The sequence below is a fragment of the Streptomyces sp. NPDC051064 genome, from assembly GCF_044455985.1.
Classification (GTDB): Bacteria; Actinomycetota; Actinomycetes; order Streptomycetales; family Streptomycetaceae; genus Streptomyces.
Genome location: NZ_JBITFK010000006.1, coordinates 175794 through 195990, shown reverse-complemented (window position 1 = coordinate 195990; position 20197 = coordinate 175794). Strand labels below are relative to the sequence as shown.

Below are 20197 nucleotides of genomic sequence, written 5' to 3'. Positions count from 1 at the left end.
CGCCCCATGCTGATCATTCAGAAGGAAGTTTGGAGGCGGCGAAGGCATATGAGGCTGCAAGCCAGTTCGAGTAGTCCCTGGTGTAGATCCGCGCGTCGTTCGTAGCGAATGCGGAGCCGCTTGAACTGGTGCAGCCAGGCGAAGGCGCGCTCGACGACCCAGCGCACCTTGCCCAGCCCGGAGCCGTGTGCGACGCCGCGTCGGGCGATCATCGGCTTGATGCCGCGCTTCCACAGCAGGCGGCGGTACTTGTCGAAGTCGTAGCCCCGATCGGCATACAGGCGCCGGGGCTTGCGGCGGGGGCGTCCTCGCAGACCCTGAATTGCTGGGACTGCGTCCAGCAGCGGCAGCATTTGGGTGACATCATGTCGGTTCCCACCGGTGAGCGTGACAGCGAGCGGTGTGCCGTGGCGGTCGACGATCAGATGGTGCTTGGAGCCGAGACGGGCACGGTCGACGGGCGAAGGGCCGACGTGATCCCCCCTTTCAGGGCCCGGACATGCGACCCGTCCACGGCGCAGTCGTCCAGGCCCAGAAGGTCAGCGCGGCGTAGTTCTGTCAGCAGGGCGGCATGCAGACGCGACCAGACGCCAGCCTCGGTCCAGTCCCGCAGCCGGCGCCAGGCCGTCACCCCGGAGCAGCCCACAGTCTCGGCCGGAACATCGCGCCAGGCGACGCCGGTCCGCAGCACGTACATGATGCCCGCGAGGGCAGCCCGGTCCGGAACACGCAATCGACCGGGGTGGTGGCGGCGGCGTTCGGGAGCGGGCGGCAGCAGCGGAGCGACCCGCTCCCACAGGTCATCCGGAACAAGATCAGCGCGCACCCGGACACCCTGCCTACCAAGATCGCCGAGCGCAAGGGCCAAGGCTCAACTCATTTTGAAACGATCAGTTATTGTCGATTCTTCCAGTGAACTCCAGGATTGTGACCGCGAGTGCTTCGGGAGCTTCCTGCGCGATGAGGTGGCCGACCCCCTCAAGATGCACCGCGGTGACTTCGCCGACGGTCACCTGACGGAAGGTCATCTCGGTGATCCTTCCATGGCCGGCACCCTCAACGGTGAGTACCGGGACGGCGATCGGGTGCGACTCGGCCAGAGCCTTGGTTGCGCCTTCGTCGGAGAAAAGGCCTCGGTAAAGACCCTCCGTACCTCGCCAGGCGTTCGGGCGCGCGTAGCTTCGAACGAACTCATCGACGTCGCTTTCGCCAATGGAACCCTCCGTCCCGTTCATCAGCGGGAAGGCCCAGTCGGTCAGGAGCTCGCGCTCATGGCCCGGAAGGAGCATTCCGGGTATGCCCGGAGCGCCGAGGAATCCGACGTGCCAAGAACCGTGGTTGTTCACGTCGGCAAGAGCCTCGAATCCGAAACCGGCCAGGGCCGTCTCGATTCCGATGAAGCTGATGACGTCCTCGGGGCGCGTTGCCGCGAAGCGGAAGCCTGTGCCGCCGCTGATGTCCTGGCAAAGGATGTGAACGGGACCCGCGCCGATGTGCTCGACGAGATGGTGTAGGTCCTCGGCTGCGACCGCCTCGCCGTACTCGGTGTCGGCGTTGCTGGAGTCGCCGAACCCGCGGAGGTCGAGGGCGAAGACCCGGTGAGTCTGCGCGAGCAGCGGAATCAGCTTGCGGAACGCCCACCAAGTCTCCGGCCAGCCGTGCACCAGCAGGATCGGAGAGCCGTTGGTCCCGGCGGAGACGTAGTGCAGTTGCGTTCCGTTGACGTCGGCGAGGTGATGCGTGACGCCGGGAAGGGTCGCGCCGGAGGGCGTGGTTGTGGTCACGAGAAGCTCCCAAATAGGCAACCTGGTTGCCAACCAAGGTAGGCAACCAGGTTGCCCTTGTCAAAGGTGGCCGTATGCTGGCTGCATGTCCAGATCAGGCGCCGATCTCGCCCTGCTCCTGCTCGCCGGCTTCCGCACTTTGGCGGATCGAGCCACCGCCGAGCTTGCCGAGCGCGGATACGAGGACGTCCGGCCGGTGCACGACTTTGCCCTCCACTCGATTTTGTCCGGCGCCGACAGCGCTTCCGAACTCGCCCGCAGAATGTCGGTGACGAGACAAGCAGCCGCGAAGACAATCACCGCACTGGAGGAACGCAATTACGTAGCGCGCCAACCTGATTCAGCCGACCGTCGACGGACGCGACTTCGCGTCACCGAGCACGGACTCGCAATGTTGCAACAGGGCGAAGCGATCTTCGACGAGCTGCGTGAGCAGTGGGAGAAACAGGTGGGTGCAGCGTCGCTCTCAGTACTCGAGGAGACACTGCGATCGCTCGTTGGGGACAGTGCGATCCGGCTCGATTCACCGGGCTGGATCGCGCGCGACCCGGATGTGGAGTAGGCCCTCCTGCGCCTCCCGCGTCACGCCGCTCAACTGCTCCAAGCGAACAGACAAGCGAAAAATGCGGGCGAGCGGTTGGTCACGGGGGACCTGGTCGCCGGCCCGGGTCGGTCGGCCTCCTGTGGCGGCGTTGCCCTGTCGGTCTGCCTTGTACTGGCTCAGGATGTGGCGGGGCCAGTGCTCCGCCCCGCCTACTGTGGGCAGGTGCTTCGTCAGGAGTGGGTGGGATTTGTACTTGTCCCACGAGCGCGCGACACACCCAGTGCGTCAGCGCACTCCCTGTGGTCCAGGAGGTCCTGTTCGTCGTCCTGGGTCGGCAGCGGGGGAATGGGTTTGCCGGCACGGTAGGCGTCGACCCGTTCGCTGTCGTACAGGCGGATCCGGGCGCCGGCGGAACCTTGGCGAGCACGGAGTCAGGGGGAGCTCGGCAATGCCGTACGGGGGAGCCTCGGTCGGAGGGCCGCAGCCGACGAGCTGCGGTCTATCCGGGAAGCTCGGCCAAGTCCCGCATCAACTGGCTCACGGTGAGGACGCGGAATCTTGCCATGCGGCAAACGAGTTGCGAGGCAAGGAGAGTGGGGAGGTTCGGGTGCCCGTAGGGGAGGGGCTCCCTGGGCTGCGCCAGAACCTCGACCCTGCCGTCGACCGGGCCGTATATCGTGCCCAGGACTCCGTACACGGGTGCGCTCGTGGCCAGGAACACGACGGGGGCTGCCCCGAGGTATGGGCAGAGGGCGGCGGCGGTTGCGACATGCCTTGCGCACACAGGGGGCTGGTTGGTGAGGAGCGGCGCTTCGTGGCTCCGGTAGTCAGCAGGGCCGGCGAGGAAGATGCTCCCCAGAGGGGTGACCGCCGAGGCAGCGCAGATCTGGCAGCGCATGCGCTCCATCGTGATCCGTTGCCGGAAGGGGTGCATGAGCTTCCACTCCGGTTCCCCTGTGGGCTGCTGCCGCTGGTCGTACGGGTTGAACGACACCCGAGCCCACAGAACCTGCCGGAGGTCGCGGTCGAGGCGAGCCTCCTCGTCCGCGTAGAACAGGCGGTAGCGCCCGCGGCCGCGGCTGCTCCTGGACGGCAACAGGACCAGGTTGTCCGGCGCTGCCTGTTCTCCTACTCGCTGCGTGACGTAGGGAACGACGGCCGGGGGAGTGGTGGGGCGCACAGGGCGGTTCGTCTCTCTCGTCTGCGTCTGCGTCTGCGTCTCGGTGAGGTGTTCGCGGTGCGGACTCATGCCGTGTCCACTTTCGTGAGCTGTCTGGTCGCCAGCAGTCGCTCGAGAAGTTCGTTCACGGTCCAGGCCATGCGACGGAGGTGACCGACGGCTCTCCGTGGATCTCCTGGCATGGCCTCGGAGCGAACGTCGCGGGCGCGCTCGATCATGGCGAACGCGGTCGCGTCCTTCACATCGGCATCACCACCGATCGCGAAGTCGACGAGCCGCATGAGGTGCCCACGGAGGCGCTCAGCGAGTTCTTGCTGGTACTCCTCGGCAGGTGGTACGTCATCGAGCGCCGTCCCGACGTCGTCGAGCAGGGCGTCGGCCGATGGGGTGCTGAAGACCGGGATGTACGCCGCGGTTCTGGCCGTGCCGCGGTACGAGGACCTGACGGGGCGTCTGGAGGCGGTATCGGCCGGGCGGAGGTGCACGTGGGCCGGTCCGACGTGGAGACCGTCCGTACCATGACCGACAAGGTCGCCGACATCCTGGACCAGGTCGGGGCCGGGCACGCCCGCCCGATGGCCGCGGCCTTCCTCGTCAACACAGCCGGGCCTTACCTCCGCGCCGGCGGTACGGACAAGGTCACCCGCGACATGCGGGCCGCCGTCGCCGACTTCGTGTACCTCACGGGGTGGATGGCCATGTACGAGGACCAGCAAGGTCTGGGTCAGAAGTACTACCTCCGCGCCCTCGACCTCGCCGGCGCCGCCGAGGACGACCTCACCTACTGCCGCACCCTGCGCGGGATGAGCCTGCAGGCGACGCACCTGGGCCCACGGCAAGAAGGGCCTGGAACTGACCGAGGCCGCCGCCGAGGCAGCCCCTTCCGCCGGCCCGCGCCTGGTGGCTTTCCTGCGCGGCCAGCAGGCCGCCGCTGCGGCGATGACCGACGCCCGCCACACCGCCCTGGGCTGGCTCAAGGAGGCGGAGAGCGCACTGTCACGCGCCGACGACCGACGCGATGCCGTCGGCGGATACGACCAGGCCGCCTACTTCTTCCACGAAGCTCACGTGCATTGGCACCTGGGCGACCACGAAGCCTCGATCGCTTCCCTGCACCGCTCGAACGCTGCTCGCTCCCCGCTGGAGCGGCAAGGACGCCTGCACTGCACGGGCGTGATCGCCGAGCGACAGTTCCGTATGCGCCATATCGAAGCCGCCTGCCAGACCTGGGGAACCTTCCTCGACGAGCACGTGACCATCTCGTCCGCCCGCGGAGACGAACACTTGAAGACCGGGTTGCCACGCTCAAGGCGGCGTAGCACCGCTGCGCTGTCGCGCCGGGGCGCTGTCGTCTTCCTTCCGTCGGCTGGCGACGGCAGGGCGGCACCCGGAGCCTTGCTGGCCCATGGCGATGGCGGCGGCGCTGATTTTGGGCCTGTGCCCGAAGTACGCCGCCGCACAGCCACGATGTCGATCGACAACTATGGCTGGACTGGACTACTGCTCGCCTTCACCCGCATCGCCTGCAACCTCAGGTGCCACGATACGAAAGGGTGCGCGAGGTGGCTGATCATCGTCCCGGCCGTCGGGATGGGCCCGTCAGGCCCTTGACCGGATGCCGCTTCGACGGAGGATGGGGGAAGAGAGCGGGTCTGCGTGGTGAAGTGTGGGCCTCCGATAACTCCGACAGCAGGGAGCGTTTCTTCCGATGACCGCACAGCCCATACGCTCTGAGCGCAGCGGTCCTGAGACCGCCTCGGTCATGGATGACTCGCCGTTCAAGCCTTCTCTCGTCAAAGCGGTGTTCAGGGACGTGACCCCGATGCAGGTCTCTCGGTCGGCCGCGTGGGCCGCCGCGTCGGTGACGCGGACAGTGCTGACGGGGATCATCGACGGCGCGAGGAGAGCCGCGGCGGAGGAGGCGCGGAAGAAGCTGATTCCCGGGGACCTTCTCTCGGCGATCGACCGGGACGTCGAGCTCGAGGTGGGGGACAAGTGGTACGACCACAGCCCGACGTTCAAAGGCCTGACCGGTGTCCTGTACGACGCCGAGGGTGTCATCGTGCCTTCTCGTAAGCGCAGCGGGTCGCGCAAACCGAGTGCTGTGGTCGGCGCCCACAGGTTCGAGGCCGGGGTCAAGAAGCTGCTGTGGAGCCAGGGGGTGACGGCCGTCCCAGCGATGGTCCGCGACCTGGACGGAATCGCGAGCGTGCTCCTGACGGACCTCGCCCGCGACGCGGCCATGGTCGTCCGCGAGGGCGGGGTCAAACGTTTCGGTACGGGCACCCTGGTGATGTCGGGCGAACCGGCACCACCCCCGTTCCTCAAGGATTCCCTCCGGGCCCTGCCCGCCCGCAGGGGGGACAGTCGGACCATCGGCAGGGATGACATCCTGGCCGCCACGACGATTCAGTTGTTCGGCGGTAGCCTCAGGCAGCGAGCCCTCACCGAGGCACGCGAGCGACACTGAACACTTCGGCCAGTCGAGTAGCAGTCAGTTTCCGACGAGTTCGTAAGCACGCGGCTCAACGGGCTGGGCGATGTCGAGCAAGGCGCGCCGCACGCGGTCGCGGCGTTCTCTAGTGCAGCGCGTCGCAGGTCCTTTGCTGGTTGAGTGTGCCGGATCTGGCTACGGGTGGTAGTCGGCGAGGTGGGCGAGGGCGGCGGTGTCGAACGTCGGTGTAGGCGTCGGTGGCACGCAAGTACATGGCGAAGCCCCGAGCGTTGTCGTCGCCGAGGTATTCGATGCGGCACAGCGGGATGCGCACGTCCTCGCCCTCTTTCTCGACGATCGCCGTGAGGTAGCCGAACGAACCGCGCCACCGGGTGTCAACCTCGGCCAAGGCGGGCCAGCTTTGCAGCTGGAAGGCGTGGTGGTCGACGGTATCGTCGACCTCTTCCTTGAGGCGTTCGGGGGGAACCAGCATGGTGATCACCCAAGCTCCCGGCTGGTGCTCACGTCACGTTGCCGCGCAGCAGCGCCGTCGCCGCGCGCGTGGCGCGGGTGGCGACATCCTCGGGGGAGAGGCGGGAGCGCGTCAGGAATTCCTCCGTGTCCAGGGTGACGTAGCCGTGGGCTAGGGCGAAGAGCTGTTCGAGTAGGAGCAGTGCTTGGGAAGGGTCGGCGTGGCCCGCTTGCCGGGCGAGGTCGAGCAGCAGCGCCATCAGGTCCCGGCCGGCCCGGGCCACGTCGGCGTCGCGCAGCGGCCTCAGCTCCCGGGCGAAGATCACGTCGAGGCCGGCGCCGCGGTCGGACACGTGGCGCACGTATGCCCCCGCGGTGGCCGCGAGCCGGTCGATCGGGTCGGGGCCGGCCGCCTGCGCGGCGGCCTCGATGGACCTGGTGAGCTCATCGGCGGACTGTGCCGCGACGACGGCGAGCAGCGCGTCACGGTGTGGAAAGTGACGGTACGGGGCGGCCGTGCTCACCCCGAGCCTGCGTGCGAGTTCGGCGACGGAGAAGCCGGCCATCCCCGTCTCGGAGAGCAGCACGAAGCTCTCAGCGATTAGCGCCGAGCGGAGCTGCCCCCGAGCAGGCCGCTCACTCCCCGCCCCACTTGCTGCGTCAGTCACTCGGTCTACCTCCTTGACCATAAGTAAGAGACCACTTACTTTATAAGTGATAGCCCTCTTACTTCTAGCATCGGAGGCCGAGCATGACAGGGATCGACGGCAAGGTGGTGGCCATCACGGGCGCGGGCAGCGGGATCGGCGAGGCGAGCGCGCTGCTCCTCGCGTCGCGTGGTGCGAAGCTCGTCCTCGGAGCGCGTCGGAGCGACCGGCTGGAAGCGCTCGTCGCCCGTATCGAGGCCAATGGCGGCACGGCCGTCTGGACGACGACGGACGTGCGTCGCCGCGGAGACCTCGCGGACCTGGTGGCGTACGCCTGCGGGCACTACGGCGCGCTCGACGTCCTCGTCAGCAACGCCGGGATCGGCCCCATCTCGCCGTTCGACGAGCTGCGCGTCGAGGACTGGGATCAGATGATCGACGTCAACTTCCGCGGCGTGCTGTACGGGATCGCGGCAGCGCTCCCCGTGTTCCGCAAGCAGAGCAGGGGGCAGTTCGTCAACGTCGTCTCGACCGCCGGGCTGCGCATCGTGCCGAACCAGGCTGTCTACGCGGCGACGAAGAACGCAGTCCGCACCGTCTCCGAGGGACTGCGCCAGGAGGCCGGGCCCGACCTGCGGGTCACCATGATCTCGCCCGGCTACGTCGCGACGGAGTTCGCCGACTCGGTCACCAGCCCCACCGTCAAGTCGCAGGCCCCGGCGGTCGACTTCGCACTCTCCCCCGACGACATCGCCCGCGCTGTCGCCTTCGCGATCGAGCAGCCGTCGAACGTCGACGTCGGCGACATCGTCGTCCGCCCCACGGCACAGAGCTGACGCCTCGCGGGTCTCTCTGGGCGAACTCGTCGACGCCCACGTGCGTTTCCTTGGAGGATGGGCCTGACCGGGGATGTCCCGGCTTCGCCCACCTGTCCAACATGGAGCGAAGCGCAGAAGGCTGCCAGCGATTGATGATCACCCCGGCTCCCGAGGAAAAGGCCTGTTGTCGGGCCTCTTCCCGGCAGGCATGGCGCTCTTGATCAGGGACATGTAGTTCCTGATCGTCGAGACTTTCAGACCTCGCCGCATCAGCAGGGTGCCGTACTCGGTGTACGTGGCCGTGGTGCACGGCACGGCTACGCGGCCTTCCTCGGCGCACCACGCCTTGAACGCCACCACCGGGCCGCTGTTGGTCGTGTCCTTCGCCTCGAGGACCTCGGCCGTCTCGGGGCTGACGTACAGGTCCCGCTCGGTGTACCGCTGGGCATCGGCCGCAGTTGGGATGGCCTGCCCCGGATACAGCACCGTGTGCTGGTCGACGAGCAATTGCGTGGGCGGAGCATGAAGGAGGCTCAGCGCGCCCTCGTCATCGGCGATCTCGGCGTCGATGACGACGTCGTCCTGATCGCGGAGGTTCATTTCCTGGTCACCTGCCTTGCCACGTCCAGCAGTCGGGCTTGCAGTCGCCTACGGCGGGGCCCTGAGGGAGCCGGATGTCCGTGCAGAGCTTGCACCACCCGGTCCACGCGGTACGGGCGCGTTGCGGTTGGTCACGCATCTCCTTGTTCTTCCAGGAACTTGCTCACTTCGCTGGCGAGGGAGTCCTTGGCGCGGGTGGCCCGCTTGGACGTTCTGGTGGCGGATTCGGGCACATCGGCGCCACCGACCCACACGTACGGAGTAGACGGCTCATCGTCGATCCGCATGTGGACCTGGATATCGATGACGTCCAGGCGACGGGCGGGAGCGGCCGCATGGAAAGTCGCTGAGGCTCGGCGCAGCGGGTACAGCTTGAAGCCCTCGATCTCCCGGGAGTTGTAGTCGAGGTAGACGGAGTCGCCGTCCTTGCCGGCCCGCACATCGAGGTGGCGCCGCTCCAGCTCGACCATGAACCACTCCTCGGCGCGGTTCTCGACCGTAACGCGGAAGCTGAAGTAGGTGAGTCCTTTCGCGTCGCTGTCCCGGCCTTCCGGCGGGACGTCCCCCTTCTTGAGCGAGTGGACGCGGACCCGGATTCCCTTGTGGCCGTCGTCATACTCGAGCCAGACGCCGACGCCGACCGGCGAGCTTTGTCCCCGTTGTTCTGGACCCACGTGAACCCTTACGGCCGGTTCGAGCTGGACATGAATTCCCACCTCGACCTCGCTGTTGTGGCGTAAGCCTAGGTGGCCCGTCCTGAATCGTCGGTCAGAGCAGCCGCGGTCAAGGTGAGGTGCTGGACCAGGACCGCGGCTGCGGTGTCGGCGTCGCGGGCCAGCACCGCCTCCTCCAGCCTGCGGTGTTCCTCGGCGCCGTCCCGGTGGGGGTTGCGGTGCGCCGACCAACGGCGGGCCAGCTCACTCGCGGTCCACAACCGGTCGAAGGTCTCCAGCAGTGCGCGGTTGCCACACCCCTCCAGCAACGTGCGGTGGAAGGCCCTATGGGCCTCGGCCCAAGCGCCGGTGTAGTAATCGCCCTCCTCCGGCACGTACGCCGGAGTGCGCACCAGACGATGGTGGGCGGCCCGCACACGGGCCTCCCAGTCGACGTCGCCGCGCTCGATGGACATGCGCAGTACGACCGGTTCGACGGTCCGGCGGGCTTCCGCGATCTCCTGCCAGCGGCGGTCGGAGAAGGACGGGACTGCGAAACCGCGGTTGGGCAGCCGGTCGGCGAGCCCCTCGCCGACCACCCGCACGAGCGCCTCGCGCACCACGGCCAGGCTCACGCCTTGCTCCTTGGCAAGATCCTGCGGCTTGAGGGGAGCGCCAGGGGAATGGTCCCCGCGCATGATCGCGTCCCGCAGGTGTGCGTAGACCTGCTCGGAAAGCATCTGCTTCCCCGGCGGGGTCGAGGAGTGCGCCGTCTGAGTCATGCGCTCATACTAGACGATCCACCGGATAATCGATTATCCGTGTTATGGTCGATTCATTAGCCGATGAAGACGTTCTCGTCCGGAAAGGACGACCGCTGTGCCTGCCAACGACCCCTTCGCCCGCCTCCCCCAGGCGGCCTCGTTCACCGTCACCAGCACCACCGTCACCGAGGGCGCCGCGTGGCCGCCCGAGCAGTACTCCTCCGGCCTGCCCGGCGGGAAGGACATATCCCCGCAGCTGTCCTGGAGCGGCGCCCCGGACGGCACCAAGAGCTATGCCGTCACCGTCTACGACCCCGACGCCCCGACCGGGTCCGGGTTCTGGCACTGGGCGGTCGCCGACATCCCCGCCACCGTCACCGAGCTCCCCGAGGGCGCCGGCGACGACACCGGCTCACAACTGCCCGAGGGCGCCTACCAGTTGCCCAACGATGCCCGCGTGGCCCACTACATCGGCGCCGCCCCGCCAGCCGGACACGGCCCGCACCGTTACTTCATCGTGGTGCACGCCCTCGACATCCCCGTCACAGGCGTTCCGGCCGACGCCACACCGGCCGTCCTCGGCTTCACCATGGCCGGTCACACCCTCGGACGCGCCGTGTTGATCGCCACTGCCGAAACACCCGCCTGACAGCGCCGCCCGACTCCCGGAGACACCACCGTGATGCACCTCGACGCCCTTCCCGACTCCGCCCGCACCGGCGACGGCCCGATGGACCTCAACGCCGTCCGTGACGTCAGCCGCGCCGTCAGCGCCGCCCACCTGTTCATCTACCTTGCCCCCGAGAGCGCCGAGGAGGCGGCCGGGCTCGGCGTGACCGACCGCGGGCCGGCATATCTGGCCTTCCGGTCGGCCGCGATGGGCGCGGTCCCGTGGCACGTCACGCTTGCGGCCTTCTACAACTTCAGCCCGCGGGCAGTGAGGGCCATGGCGGGCGTGTGGGACGCCGCGTCGCCCGAGCGGTGGCAGGCCGCCCGCTTCCTGGCCGCCGGACGGGCGATGCGGCGTGTCAACGTACATCTCACGGACGACCACCTCGCCGAGGCGCGCTCGCTGATCGACCCGGTCATCGCCAGTGCCAACCACGCCGGCAAGGTGCTCGCCGCCGCGAACGCCTCGGTCCCGCTTCCATCCGATCCTCTTGTCGCACTGTGGCAGCAGATCACGGTGGCGCGCGAGTGGCGCGGCGACGCCCATCTCGTCGTACTCGCCGACAACGGCCTCGGGCCATGCGACTGCCTCGTTCTCCACACCGCGACCGGCCGCCTCCCGACAGCTCTCGCGCGAGCGACCCGTCAGTGGGACGACGAGGAGTGGAGCGCTGCGACGGCACGCCTCGTCGCGCGCGGCTGGCTCGACTCCCACGGCGTTGTCACCGACGCCGGCAGTGCGGCACGCGAGCGCATCGAAGTGGAAACGGACGAGCACTGCGCCGCGCTATGGGCGCCGATCGGCACCGCGGGTGCCCGCCGCTTCGCCTCGCTCATCGCGCCGATCACCAACGCGTTCACCGCGGCGGGGACGTTCCAGACCGTTCATGGACAGTCTGATCTCGCGTAAACGGTCGTTTATAAGAGTGGCTGACCTTCTCAGCGTAGGCTCGGTGTCGTACGTGGGGTTGCCGAAGCCCTGGTTCGGGCACCGAGGAGCCGTCGATGCTGGACCAGGATTTGCTGCGCGCCGCGCGCCTGGCTGGTTACGGGGCCGTGAGCACTCTGCTCTCCTTGCTGAGCGACCACCGGCTCGGGAAGGTCGTCGCAGCCGCTACCCCGCTCGGGTCGGGCATCGGCGGCAGGTCGGCAGAGCTGGACATCAACGGAACGCGTGTCTTCGTCAAGCGGATCCCTTTGACGGACACTGAATTGCGCCCGGAGAACGCGCGGTCGACCGCGAACGTCTTCGAACTGCCGATGTTCTACCAGTACGGGGTGGGCTCGGCCGGGTTCGGTGCCTGGCGGGAGCTTGCCGTGCACACCATGACCACGAACTGGGTTCTCGGCGACGAGTATGCGGGATTCCCCCTGATGTACCACTGGCGGGTTCTGCCTGACTCCCCTCCCGAAGGATTCACCGACGAGTTCGGGGGCCTGGAGGGAGCCGTGGCGCACTGGGAGGGATCACCTGCCGTTCGTGACCGGCTGGAGGCCATCGGCCAGTCCTCGTGCAGCCTGGTGGTCTTCCTGGAGCACGTGCCGCACACGCTCGCCGGATGGCTGGCCGGCCAGCGCAAAACCGCCGTGCCGGAAGGCGGGGACGGCTCGCCCTTCTGCTGGGTGGAGGAAGCTCTGATGAGCGGAGCTGCCTTCATGACTTCTCGCGGACTTGTCCACTTCGATGCTCACTTTGGCAACATCCTGACCGATGGCCGCCAGCTCTACTTCGCTGACTTCGGACTTGCCCTGAGCTCCCGCTTCGACCTTTCGGCGGATGAGTCCAACTTCCTCTCGGACCACCTCGCGTACGACCACTGCTACACCGCGAGCCACCTGCTGCAATACCACTTGCTCGACGGCGTGCGCGGTGACACAGAGCGCGAAGCCTTCCTGTACGACTGGATCGCGGGCCGGCGACCTGGCGACATCCCGCCCGAGATCACGGCCATCATCGACCGGCACGCACGCCCTACCGTCGTCGTGGACTCCTTCTTCCGCCGTCTGCTCACCGAGAGCAAGCAGACGCCGTTCCCAGCCGCGGAGATCGAGCGGCAGTTGGGCGCTGGCGCCACAACCCCGAGCTGATCCGCGCCCTCGCCTCCGGCAATACGGCATCGGCTGCCGCGGCCGCTGCCTACCGATGGCCTCTCGGTGCGCCTTCCCGGGCTCTACGACCGTCCGGCAGTAGCTCGGGTCACTTGTAGCTGTGACCTCGCTCTGCGGACTGCGTGGGCCAGACACTGGCGCAGCCGCAAGCCCCAGGCGGCTGTTCATGTCCAGCTCGAACCGGCCGTACGGATTCACATGGGTCCAGAACAGCGGCGACAGCGCCCGGCGGTCCGCGTCGGTGAGCTTGTCGGCCCACTTCGGATCGGCCAGGAGCTCCTGTATCAGCAGCGTGTTGACGTGCGCTGTTGCTCTCCGGCGAGGAATTGCCGGATGTCGGAAGCCAGGGAAGCCATTTGCTCGCCGGCCTCCAGCCAGGTGGTCACCGATGCGGCCCAGCCGCCCGCGGCCTTCGGCCATGGGTGCAAGGTCCAGGTCAGTCCGACGTACCCGCCGGAGCGGAAGACGGCCGTCACGGCCAAGTCCCGGTCATTGGTCTGCCAGCTCCGTTCGCCGTCCCATCCTCGGTAGTCGGCGGCGAGCCCTTCCAGGAACGGGGCGAGATCCCTGTCCCAGATCCAGGCGACGACCTCGTTGACGCGAGCGGTCAGACCCGGGGCCTCCAGCTCGACGGCATAGTGCACAGAGTCTGCGTCGAAGCTGAACCGGTCGCAGAACGCCACACCGATGGACGCATTGGCCTGGCAGCGGATCGTCACACGGGGCCCAGTGCTGTCGTCGGGAGAGGTCATGGGTAGAACGCTAGGTCAGGACTGCGTGCGCCGTCATTCGGATTCATCGCCGTCGGCCGGCTGAACCTCGGAGGTGGCTTGTCAGCCTGCGGTGGTTCCCAACAGCCCCCGCTGTCACTGGTCCCCCGTACCGTCTGGGCATGGTTGATCAGCAGTGGAACGGTGTACGTCAGCGCGTGGCCGCGTTGGGTACCCAACCGGCGAGTGCCAAGACGTTCGGCTCGCTCGGGCACAGGTGGACTCTGGAAGACCCGCTGGCAGATGACGAGCTTGCCGAACTCGAAGCCCAGATGGGTGTGCGGTTGCCGGATGACTACCGTAATTTCCTCACCTCCGTGGGCGCAGGCGGCGCGGGTCCCGCATACGGCCTCTTCCCCGTCCGCCGCGTACAAGGCCGCTGGCGCTGGGAGGGAGATGGCGCCGACCTCGCCGACCTGACCATGCTTGCCCGGCCCTTTCCCGACCACGGCCCGGACCCCGAAGACCTTGAAGCACTTCTCGTAGTGCGCCCGGAGGAAGAGGACTTCGAGGAGATAGAGGACTTCGACGACGCCATCGAAGCGTGGGACGAACGCTGGGAACCCCTGATGTACGCTCCCGAGCGCACCGCCGGCGCCATCGTGATCTCTCACCTCGGCTGCGCCCAGAGGGAGTGGTTGATTATCAGCGGCATCCACCGCGGCACCATCTGGTCCGACTGCCGAGCAGATGACACCGACCTCGTCCCGCTCCTCGACCGGGCCGGGAAGCCGGTCACCTTCGCCCGCTGGTACATCGACTGGCTGCAAACGGCGGAGCTCACCGCACATCAGCCACCTACGGACGCCTGACACTGGGGCACTCGGGTGCACGGCGCTGCGCCGTCGTGACGATGAGCGTTGTTGTTGTCCACACGGGTCACTACAACGCTCGGTCACACCAGCCACAGGACTTGGTGAGCCGCTCCGTCATGGACGCGACAGGAGCAGCGCGCCAGGGCGCAGTGGTGCGCCGAAGACCTGCAGGACCAGGTTGCGGTGCGCGGAGTGCAGGGTGCGTACGGCGGCCCGGGTCAGTCCGGGCTTGGGTGGTTCCTCGCCGCCGCGGACGGCCAGGTTTCGTGGGGATCCAGAGGTAGCCGGGGTCGCTGCCTTCGAGCTGGCGGGTGATGCCGGCGCGGACCTTGAGCCAGCGGCGCAGGATGTCGGCGGTGTCCTTGTCGAGCGGGTGGGTGGCCGATTGAGGTGGAGGCGACGCCAGGGCGGGGTGCTTTCCGCCCGTGGAATACCCCCCTGGGTATGACTGTTAGGGTGGGTATCCGATACCCCGGGGGGTACACCGTTCAAGAGGAGTCGTAGTCGTGTTCTTCGTCGACACCCTGGAATTCGAGGGTCTGGGCAACCGCAGCTACCTGGCCGGCGGCCCCGGTGCCGCGGTGGTCATCGACCCGCCGCGCGACATCGATCAGGTCATCGCCGCAGCCGCCCGGCGCGGGGTGCGCATCGCGTACGTCGCCGAGACCCACGTGCACAACGACTACGTCACCGGCGGCCTGGAGCTGGCCCGCGTCACCGGCGCCCAGTACCTGGTGCCGGCCGGGGCGTACGTGTCCTTCGCCCGCACCCCGATCGCCGACGGTGGCACCGTGACGGTGGACGAGGGCCTCACACTGCGGGCGATCGCCACGCCCGGTCACACCCCGCACCACACCTCTTACGCCCTTGCCGAGGACGGGCGTGGTGTGGCGGCGTTCACCGGCGGGTCGCTGCTGATCGGCAGCGTGGGCCGCCCGGACCTGGTCGAACCGAGGCTGACCGAGCAGCTGGCCCGTGCCCAGTACGCCTCCGCGCACCGGCTGGCCGACGAGCTGGACGATGACGTGCCGGTGCTGCCCACGCACGGGTTCGGCAGCTTCTGCTCCTCCTCGCAGGCCGAGGGGGATGCGAGCACGATCGGCAAGGAGCGCGAGACCAACGACGCGCTGACCCTGGACGTGGACACCTTCGTCGCGCAGATGCTCGCCGGGCTGGAGGACGTGCCCGCGTACTACGCGCACATGGGCCCGGCCAACGCCGCCGGCCCCGCGCCGCTCGACCTGACCCCGCCCCAGCGTGCGGACGGCGAGGAGATCGCTTCCCGGCTGGCCGCGGGTGAGTGGGTGGTGGACCTGCGCAGTCGTATGGCGTTCGCCGAGGGGCACGTGGCCGGGTCGTTCAACTTCGAGGGCGAGGGCAAGCTCGCCACGTACCTGGCCTGGCTGATCCCGTGGGGCAAGCCCGTCACCCTGCTCGCCGACACCCCGGAACAGGTCGCCGACGCGCAGCGTGAGCTGGCCCGGGTGGGCATCGACCGCCCGGCCGCCGCCACCACCGGCGACCCGGCCGACTGGGTACGCGCCGGCGAGCAGCTCGCCTCCTTCCCCCGCGCCCGCTTCGCCGACCTCGCCCAGGTGCGCGAGCGCGGTGACGACGTGGTCGTCCTCGACGTGCGCAGGGACGCCGAGCGCGCGGGCGGCTACATCGACGGCTCGGTCCACATCCCGATCCACGAGCTGCACGGCCGCATCAGTGAGGTGCCGGACGGGGTGGTGTGGGTGCACTGCGCCGGCGGGATGCGCGCGGCGATCGCCGCGTCCCTGCTGGATGCCGCAGGCCGTGACGTGGTCGCCGTCGACGACGGCTTCGACGCTGCCACCGAGGCGGGACTGGCCCTCACCCGCCCCGGCAACACCAGCTGACACGCATCTCCGCACCATCTGCACGAAGGTGATCCACGATGTTCTCGTTTCTTCGACGCGGCCCCGGCCGCCTCACCCCCGCCCAGGCCCACCAGCAGACCAGTGACGGCAAGGCCGTGCTGCTGGACGTCCGCGAAACACCGGAGTGGGAAGCCGGGTACGCTCCCGGCGCGCTGCACCTGCCGCTGTCCCGTCTGACGGCCGGGGCATCGCTCCCGGCCGTCGCGCAGGGCAAGCCGGTGGTGGCGATCTGCCGCTCCGGGAACCGCTCCCAGCAGGCCGCCAAGCTGCTGGCCGGACGCGGTGTGGAGGCCACCGACGTCACCGGCGGCATGACTGCCTGGGCCCGTGAGGGCCTGCCGGTCACCGGCGGCCAGAGCGGCGGCGGTGTCATAGCGTGAGCGCGCTGATCCTGGCCCTGGCCGCCGGGGCGGTGGTCGGGCTCGCGCTCGGCGCGCTCGGCGGGGGCGGCAGTGTCCTGGCCGTCCCGGCGCTGATCTACCTGCTCGGCTTCACCCCGGCCGCCGCCACCACCGCCAGCCTGATCATCGTCACCGCCACCTCGCTCACCGCTCTGTACGCCCACGCCCGCACCGGCAACGTCCGCTGGAAGGCCGGTGCCCTGTTCGCGGCGGCCGGACTCCTGCCCGCCGCCGCGGCCGGTGCCGCCGCATCCCGCCTGCCGCAATCGCTGCTGACCGCCACGTTCGCCGCCATCGCGGCCCTCGCCGCGGTGAAGATGCTGCGGCCCGGCCGCAGCGGCGGCGACCGCAGCACGACGGTGCGGCCAGCGAAGGCGGCTGGGACCGGAGCCGGTCTCGGGGCGCTCACCGGGCTGCTCGGCGTCGGCGGAGGCTTCCTCGCCGTCCCCGCCCTGGTCGGTGTGCTCGCCTTCGAGATGCAGGCCGCCGTCGGCACCAGCCTGCTGGTCATCTCCGCGAACTCCCTCGCCTCCCTGGCCACCCGAGGCGCCGCCACCGCAGGCATCGACTGGGCGCTCATCGGCCCCTTCACCGGCGCCGCGATCCTCGGCGCCTGGGACGGCAAACGCCTGGCCACCAAGGTCACCGGCACCCTGCTGCAACGCACCTTCGCCGTCGTCCTGCTGGCCGTGGCCGCCCTCATGCTCATCGACGCCCTCACCTGACCCCGGCCCGCGAGGGGCCGGGGTGACGCTCAGGCCAGAGAAAGGAACAGCTTCTCCAGACGGGCACGCATCTGCTCCCGGTCACCGGAAGCGGCCATGTCCGCATCGGTCAGGCAGTGCTGCAGACCGGTCGCGATGATCGCGAAACCCGCCTTGTCCAACGCCCGGGAGGCCGCCGCGAGCTGCGTGACCACGTCCTCGCAGTCCCGCCCCTCCTCGATCATCTTGATCACACCGGCGATCTGGCCCTGCGCCCGGCGCAGCCGGTTGACCACCGTCTTCAGTTCCTCAGCCGCCATCGCCAGTTCCACAACCACACTCCTTCGAGATACCCCCTTGGGTATCCTATCGAAGGGGTAACCCCAACCGAGCAAAGGAAAATCCCCCGTGGCACCCACCACCACCCTCACCGCCGACCAGGCCAACGCCCGCCTGAACGAGCTGACCGTGATCGACGTCCGCACCCCCGGCGAATACGCCTCCGGCCACCTGCCCGGCGCCCACAACATCCCCCTCGACCACCTCGACGCGGCCCTGCCCGCCCTGAAGACCGCCGCCGACCGCGGCGACCTCCTCGTCGTGTGCGCCTCCGGCGCCCGCTCCGCGACCGCCTGCCGGCGCCTGGCCGATCAGGGCATCGCCGCAGCCACCCTGGGTGGCGGCACCACCGCCTGGACCCAGCTCGGCCACGAGACCACCCGCCCCGCCGGCACTCGCACCCCCTGGGCCATGGACCGCCAGGTCCGCCTCGCCGCCGGAACCCTCGTCCTGACCGGCCTCACCGCCGGACAGCGCTGGAACGCGGCACGCTGGCTGTCCGCGGGCGTCGCCGGCGGCTTGGTCTTCTCCGCCCTCACCAATACCTGCGGCATGGCCAAGATCCTCGCCAAACTCCCCCACAACCAGCCCGATGTCGACGACCTCGACGCCACCCTCGCAGCCCTGATCAGCTGACTTCGCCAGCACACCGGTGAGCCGCCGCACACAGCCGTCTACGGTTCGCCACCCACGCGCCATCGCCGACGCCTTGGGCGGCCTGGGTCAGCCCAGGTCGCCCCTCGTCGTCGGCGAGGACCGAAATCGTCCTCCCCGATGACCGCGGCCGGGTCCGCCTGCCGGTGGGCAAGCTCGGTGCGGTCGCACTGGACTCCTCTCATGAACGGTCGTTTGTGAGTGGGCTGCGCGCATCCAGTCTTTGCTCTCGCTCGGAGAGGATCCCCACGGGGCGGTCGGCGGAGCCGTGAGTGACGCCATAGTCTACGCAACGACGATAAAAATCGACGTTGTGTAGAGTTAGAGGTGAGGGAGCAACCCAGCCCCTCGCGGGTCTCCTCTGGAGGAGCAAATGCAAAAACAGAACTGGCTCATCACCGGCGTCAGCACGGGCCTCGGCCGTGCCTTCGCCCAGGCCGCCATGGCCGCCGGGCACACCGTCGTTGGAACGGTCCGTTCCGAGGAGGACCTGCGGGTCTTCGAAGGGCTGAAACCTGGGTACGCTCACGGCCGCATCCTGGATGTGACTGACGGCGACGCCGTGTCGAGTGTCGTCGCGGAGGTAGAGCAGGGCGTCGGTCCTTTGGATGTCGTCGTCGCCAACGCCGGCTACGGCCTGGAGGGCACCTTCGAGGAAACCCCGCTGGCCGAGGTGCGGCGGCAGTTCGAGGTCAACGTATTCGGGGCAGTGGCCACCCTGCAGGCAGCACTGCCCCACATGCGCCGGCGCCGCCGCGGACACCTGATGGCCGTCACTTCCATGGGCGGGCTCATGGCCGTGCCCGGCATGTCCGCCTACTGCGGCAGCAAGTTCGCTCTGGAAGGCATCCTGGAAGCGCTGGGCAAGGAGGTCGCACAGTTCGGGATCCACGTGACGGCGATCGAGCCCGGCTCCTTCCGCACCGACTGGGCCGGACGGTCCATGACGCGCGCTGCGCAGTCCATCGATGACTACGACGAGCTGTTCGCCCCTATCCGTGAAGCGCGGCAGAAGGCCAGCGGGAATCAGCTGGGTAATCCGGCCAAGGCTGGGGACGCCGTCGTGCACATCACGTCGGTCGACCAGCCACCGGCCCACCTCGTCCTTGGCTCGGATGCACTGCGACTGGTCACTGCCGCGCGCACGGCTGTGGACGAGGACATCCGCGTATGGGAGTCCCTCTCCCGTACGACCGACTTTGCCGAGGGTGCTCAGCTCTGATGCCCAGCCACCACTCTGCGCGGAGCCGGCGCGCCACCGAACGCAAGGGCGATGTCCGGGAGCGGGCCATTCTGGACACCTGCGAGGCTCTGCTGGTGCAAAAGGGCTACGACGCCATGACTGTCGGCGACATAGCTCAGGGCGCCGGCATCACACGCGGCGCCCTGTATTTCTACTTCGGCTCCAAACAAGAAGTGGTCACGGCACTCGTGGCCCGGACCGTTGAGCATCTGTGGGAGCGGTCCCGGGCCACTGCGGAGACCGACGAGCCGCGCCAGGCCATCGCAGCAGCCATGCAGCGCACGGTTGAGCTGTGGGATGAGCACGGTCTGGTCATGCGCACGGCGATCGACCTGTCGTTGACCGTGCCGGAGATCGGCAAGCTGTGGAGCCACACGGCTGACTTGTTCATCACGGCCATCACCGCTGTCCTGGAACGAGCCGGCGTTCAGGCCGGCACCGAACCAGAACAAGCCTCAGCGATGGCACGCGCCCTGTGCTGGATGATCGAGCGGACCTTCTACCACGCCTCGCAGGAATCCCGCGAGAAGTTGCAAAAGGCATCTTCGACCTGCGAACACATCTGGCTGACCAGCGCCGGTCTCGCCACCTGAATGAGGCATCTGGCGTGGAAGTGAAGGCGCAGACCTGCTGGCGCCGGCACATCCCAGCCCAAGATCAACCTCATCGAGAACCGCCGTAGTTCGCGGCCCTA

25 protein-coding genes are annotated in these 20197 nt (G+C 68.5%); 14 read left to right on the top strand and 11 right to left on the bottom strand.

Annotated elements, in window-relative coordinates:
- Positions 1-17 precede the first annotated feature (17 nt).
- Together ACIBCU_RS22320 and ACIBCU_RS22315 are read right to left on the bottom strand one after the other, a co-directional pair.
- A protein-coding gene (locus ACIBCU_RS22320; RefSeq protein ID WP_399233900.1) for an IS5 family transposase occupies positions 18-826 on the bottom strand; the annotation gives its coding sequence in 2 pieces (ribosomal slippage) (positions 18-487 and positions 487-826; 810 coding nt in all).
- A 64-nt stretch (positions 827-890) separates the two neighbouring features.
- Positions 891-1784 carry an alpha/beta fold hydrolase gene (locus tag ACIBCU_RS22315; RefSeq protein WP_399233340.1) on the bottom strand — a complete coding sequence of 298 codons (894 nt, stop codon included), beginning with the start codon at positions 1782-1784 and terminating at the stop codon, positions 891-893.
- 85 nt (positions 1785-1869) lie between these two features.
- Between ACIBCU_RS22315 and ACIBCU_RS22310 the strand changes: the two genes are divergently transcribed.
- Positions 1870-2346 (top strand): MarR family winged helix-turn-helix transcriptional regulator, encoded by a 477-nt coding sequence (locus ACIBCU_RS22310; RefSeq protein ID WP_399233337.1) that lies wholly within the window; start codon positions 1870-1872, stop codon positions 2344-2346.
- Between the two features lie 481 nt (positions 2347-2827).
- Here the strand turns inward: ACIBCU_RS22310 and ACIBCU_RS22305 are convergent, their stop codons facing one another.
- The gene (locus ACIBCU_RS22305; RefSeq protein WP_399233335.1) at positions 2828-3577 is read right to left on the bottom strand and encodes a hypothetical protein; all 750 of its coding nucleotides are present in this window, start codon (positions 3575-3577) and stop codon (positions 2828-2830) included.
- Complete coding sequence (locus ACIBCU_RS22300; protein WP_399233333.1) at positions 3574-4074, bottom strand: DUF6415 family natural product biosynthesis protein; 501 nt, start codon at positions 4072-4074, stop codon at positions 3574-3576. The genes ACIBCU_RS22305 and ACIBCU_RS22300 overlap by 4 nt, the downstream gene beginning before the upstream one ends.
- A gap of 334 nt (positions 4075-4408) precedes the next feature.
- Here ACIBCU_RS22300 and ACIBCU_RS22295 point away from each other — a divergent pair, with 334 nt between their 5' ends.
- Together ACIBCU_RS22295 and ACIBCU_RS22290 are read left to right on the top strand one after the other, a co-directional pair.
- Positions 4409-5119, top strand: a complete 711-nt coding sequence (locus ACIBCU_RS22295) for a hypothetical protein (protein ID WP_399233331.1) — start codon at positions 4409-4411, stop codon at positions 5117-5119.
- Between the two features lie 97 nt (positions 5120-5216).
- Positions 5217-5978 carry a hypothetical protein gene (locus tag ACIBCU_RS22290; protein WP_399233329.1) on the top strand — a complete coding sequence of 254 codons (762 nt, stop codon included), beginning with the start codon at positions 5217-5219 and terminating at the stop codon, positions 5976-5978.
- Between the two features lie 109 nt (positions 5979-6087).
- Here ACIBCU_RS22290 and ACIBCU_RS22285 read toward each other — a convergent pair whose 3' ends face one another.
- Both ACIBCU_RS22285 and ACIBCU_RS22280 read right to left on the bottom strand, forming a co-directional pair.
- Complete coding sequence (locus ACIBCU_RS22285) at positions 6088-6444, bottom strand: hypothetical protein (protein WP_399233327.1); 357 nt, start codon at positions 6442-6444, stop codon at positions 6088-6090.
- A 19-nt stretch (positions 6445-6463) separates the two neighbouring features.
- Positions 6464-7081 (bottom strand): TetR/AcrR family transcriptional regulator, encoded by a 618-nt coding sequence (locus tag ACIBCU_RS22280; protein ID WP_399233325.1) that lies wholly within the window; start codon positions 7079-7081, stop codon positions 6464-6466.
- 83 nt (positions 7082-7164) lie between these two features.
- On the opposite strand from ACIBCU_RS22280, the gene ACIBCU_RS22275 reads away from it, so the two are divergent.
- The gene (locus ACIBCU_RS22275) at positions 7165-7896 is read left to right on the top strand and encodes an SDR family oxidoreductase (protein ID WP_399233323.1); all 732 of its coding nucleotides are present in this window, start codon (positions 7165-7167) and stop codon (positions 7894-7896) included.
- 138 nt (positions 7897-8034) lie between these two features.
- On the opposite strand, the gene ACIBCU_RS22270 is transcribed toward ACIBCU_RS22275, so the two are convergent.
- From ACIBCU_RS22270 to ACIBCU_RS22260, 3 genes are all read right to left on the bottom strand, one after another.
- A complete protein-coding gene (locus ACIBCU_RS22270; RefSeq protein WP_399233320.1) occupies positions 8035-8478 on the bottom strand; it encodes a hypothetical protein in 444 nt (147 codons plus the stop codon).
- A 131-nt stretch (positions 8479-8609) separates the two neighbouring features.
- Entirely contained in the window at positions 8610-9152 is a 543-nt protein-coding gene (locus ACIBCU_RS22265; protein ID WP_399233318.1) for a hypothetical protein, read from the bottom strand.
- A gap of 68 nt (positions 9153-9220) precedes the next feature.
- A complete protein-coding gene (locus tag ACIBCU_RS22260; RefSeq protein ID WP_399233316.1) occupies positions 9221-9913 on the bottom strand; it encodes a GntR family transcriptional regulator in 693 nt (230 codons plus the stop codon).
- A 97-nt stretch (positions 9914-10010) separates the two neighbouring features.
- On the opposite strand from ACIBCU_RS22260, the gene ACIBCU_RS22255 reads away from it, so the two are divergent.
- The 3 genes from ACIBCU_RS22255 to ACIBCU_RS22245 all read left to right on the top strand — a co-directional run bounded on the left by ACIBCU_RS22255 (position 10011) and on the right by ACIBCU_RS22245 (position 12652).
- Positions 10011-10544: a YbhB/YbcL family Raf kinase inhibitor-like protein gene (locus ACIBCU_RS22255; protein ID WP_399233314.1), complete on the top strand. Its 534-nt coding sequence runs from the start codon at positions 10011-10013 to the stop codon at positions 10542-10544.
- A gap of 33 nt (positions 10545-10577) precedes the next feature.
- Positions 10578-11474 carry a hypothetical protein gene (locus ACIBCU_RS22250; protein ID WP_399233898.1) on the top strand — a complete coding sequence of 299 codons (897 nt, stop codon included), beginning with the start codon at positions 10578-10580 and terminating at the stop codon, positions 11472-11474.
- 95 nt (positions 11475-11569) lie between these two features.
- Positions 11570-12652, top strand: a complete 1083-nt coding sequence (locus ACIBCU_RS22245) for a protein kinase family protein (protein WP_399233311.1) — start codon at positions 11570-11572, stop codon at positions 12650-12652.
- A gap of 305 nt (positions 12653-12957) precedes the next feature.
- On the opposite strand, the gene ACIBCU_RS22240 is transcribed toward ACIBCU_RS22245, so the two are convergent.
- The gene (locus tag ACIBCU_RS22240) at positions 12958-13425 is read right to left on the bottom strand and encodes a DUF6228 family protein (RefSeq protein ID WP_362930247.1); all 468 of its coding nucleotides are present in this window, start codon (positions 13423-13425) and stop codon (positions 12958-12960) included.
- 140 nt (positions 13426-13565) lie between these two features.
- Between ACIBCU_RS22240 and ACIBCU_RS22235 the strand changes: the two genes are divergently transcribed.
- From ACIBCU_RS22235 to ACIBCU_RS22220, 4 genes are all read left to right on the top strand, one after another.
- On the top strand, positions 13566-14255 hold the full coding sequence (locus ACIBCU_RS22235) for an SMI1/KNR4 family protein (protein WP_399233308.1): 690 nt from the start codon (positions 13566-13568) through the stop codon (positions 14253-14255).
- Between the two features lie 509 nt (positions 14256-14764).
- On the top strand, positions 14765-16141 hold the full coding sequence (locus tag ACIBCU_RS22230; RefSeq protein WP_399233306.1) for a rhodanese-like domain-containing protein: 1377 nt from the start codon (positions 14765-14767) through the stop codon (positions 16139-16141).
- 38 nt (positions 16142-16179) lie between these two features.
- Positions 16180-16542 carry a rhodanese-like domain-containing protein gene (locus ACIBCU_RS22225; RefSeq protein WP_399233304.1) on the top strand — a complete coding sequence of 121 codons (363 nt, stop codon included), beginning with the start codon at positions 16180-16182 and terminating at the stop codon, positions 16540-16542.
- Positions 16539-17288 carry a sulfite exporter TauE/SafE family protein gene (locus ACIBCU_RS22220; protein ID WP_362930255.1) on the top strand — a complete coding sequence of 250 codons (750 nt, stop codon included), beginning with the start codon at positions 16539-16541 and terminating at the stop codon, positions 17286-17288. Before ACIBCU_RS22225 ends, ACIBCU_RS22220 begins: the two co-directional genes overlap by 4 nt.
- 29 nt (positions 17289-17317) lie before the next feature.
- On the opposite strand, the gene ACIBCU_RS22215 is transcribed toward ACIBCU_RS22220, so the two are convergent.
- The gene (locus ACIBCU_RS22215; protein ID WP_018845516.1) at positions 17318-17599 is read right to left on the bottom strand and encodes a metal-sensitive transcriptional regulator; all 282 of its coding nucleotides are present in this window, start codon (positions 17597-17599) and stop codon (positions 17318-17320) included.
- 76 nt (positions 17600-17675) lie between these two features.
- Between ACIBCU_RS22215 and ACIBCU_RS22210 the strand changes: the two genes are divergently transcribed.
- The 3 genes from ACIBCU_RS22210 (at position 17676) to ACIBCU_RS22200 (ending at position 20096) form a co-directional block, all read left to right on the top strand.
- A complete protein-coding gene (locus tag ACIBCU_RS22210; protein WP_362930257.1) occupies positions 17676-18242 on the top strand; it encodes a rhodanese-like domain-containing protein in 567 nt (188 codons plus the stop codon).
- A gap of 391 nt (positions 18243-18633) precedes the next feature.
- Positions 18634-19482: an oxidoreductase gene (locus ACIBCU_RS22205; protein ID WP_362930259.1), complete on the top strand. Its 849-nt coding sequence runs from the start codon at positions 18634-18636 to the stop codon at positions 19480-19482.
- Positions 19482-20096, top strand: coding sequence for a TetR/AcrR family transcriptional regulator (locus ACIBCU_RS22200; protein WP_362930261.1), 615 nt, complete (start codon positions 19482-19484; stop codon positions 20094-20096). Before ACIBCU_RS22205 ends, ACIBCU_RS22200 begins: the two co-directional genes overlap by 1 nt.
- Positions 20097-20197 lie beyond the last annotated feature (101 nt).

What these genes read in the sequence shown, in the direction of transcription:
- ACIBCU_RS22310 (WP_399233337.1), top strand. Translation starts at nt 1,870, where the DNA reads ATGTCCAGATCAGGCGCCGATCTCGCCCTGCTCCTGCTCGCCGGCTTC.
- ACIBCU_RS22305 (WP_399233335.1), bottom strand. Translation starts at nt 3,577, where the DNA reads ATGAGTCCGCACCGCGAACACCTCACCGAGACGCAGACGCAGACGCAG.
- ACIBCU_RS22290 (WP_399233329.1), top strand. Translation starts at nt 5,217, where the DNA reads ATGACCGCACAGCCCATACGCTCTGAGCGCAGCGGTCCTGAGACCGCC.
- ACIBCU_RS22275 (WP_399233323.1), top strand. Translation starts at nt 7,165, where the DNA reads ATGACAGGGATCGACGGCAAGGTGGTGGCCATCACGGGCGCGGGCAGC.
- ACIBCU_RS22270 (WP_399233320.1), bottom strand. Translation starts at nt 8,478, where the DNA reads ATGAACCTCCGCGATCAGGACGACGTCGTCATCGACGCCGAGATCGCC.
- ACIBCU_RS22260 (WP_399233316.1), bottom strand. Translation starts at nt 9,913, where the DNA reads ATGACTCAGACGGCGCACTCCTCGACCCCGCCGGGGAAGCAGATGCTT.
- ACIBCU_RS22250 (WP_399233898.1), top strand. Translation starts at nt 10,578, where the DNA reads ATGCACCTCGACGCCCTTCCCGACTCCGCCCGCACCGGCGACGGCCCG.
- ACIBCU_RS22245 (WP_399233311.1), top strand. Translation starts at nt 11,570, where the DNA reads ATGCTGGACCAGGATTTGCTGCGCGCCGCGCGCCTGGCTGGTTACGGG.
- ACIBCU_RS22240 (WP_362930247.1), bottom strand. Translation starts at nt 13,425, where the DNA reads ATGACCTCTCCCGACGACAGCACTGGGCCCCGTGTGACGATCCGCTGC.
- ACIBCU_RS22235 (WP_399233308.1), top strand. Translation starts at nt 13,566, where the DNA reads ATGGTTGATCAGCAGTGGAACGGTGTACGTCAGCGCGTGGCCGCGTTG.
- ACIBCU_RS22225 (WP_399233304.1), top strand. Translation starts at nt 16,180, where the DNA reads ATGTTCTCGTTTCTTCGACGCGGCCCCGGCCGCCTCACCCCCGCCCAG.
- ACIBCU_RS22205 (WP_362930259.1), top strand. Translation starts at nt 18,634, where the DNA reads ATGCAAAAACAGAACTGGCTCATCACCGGCGTCAGCACGGGCCTCGGC.
- ACIBCU_RS22200 (WP_362930261.1), top strand. Translation starts at nt 19,482, where the DNA reads ATGCCCAGCCACCACTCTGCGCGGAGCCGGCGCGCCACCGAACGCAAG.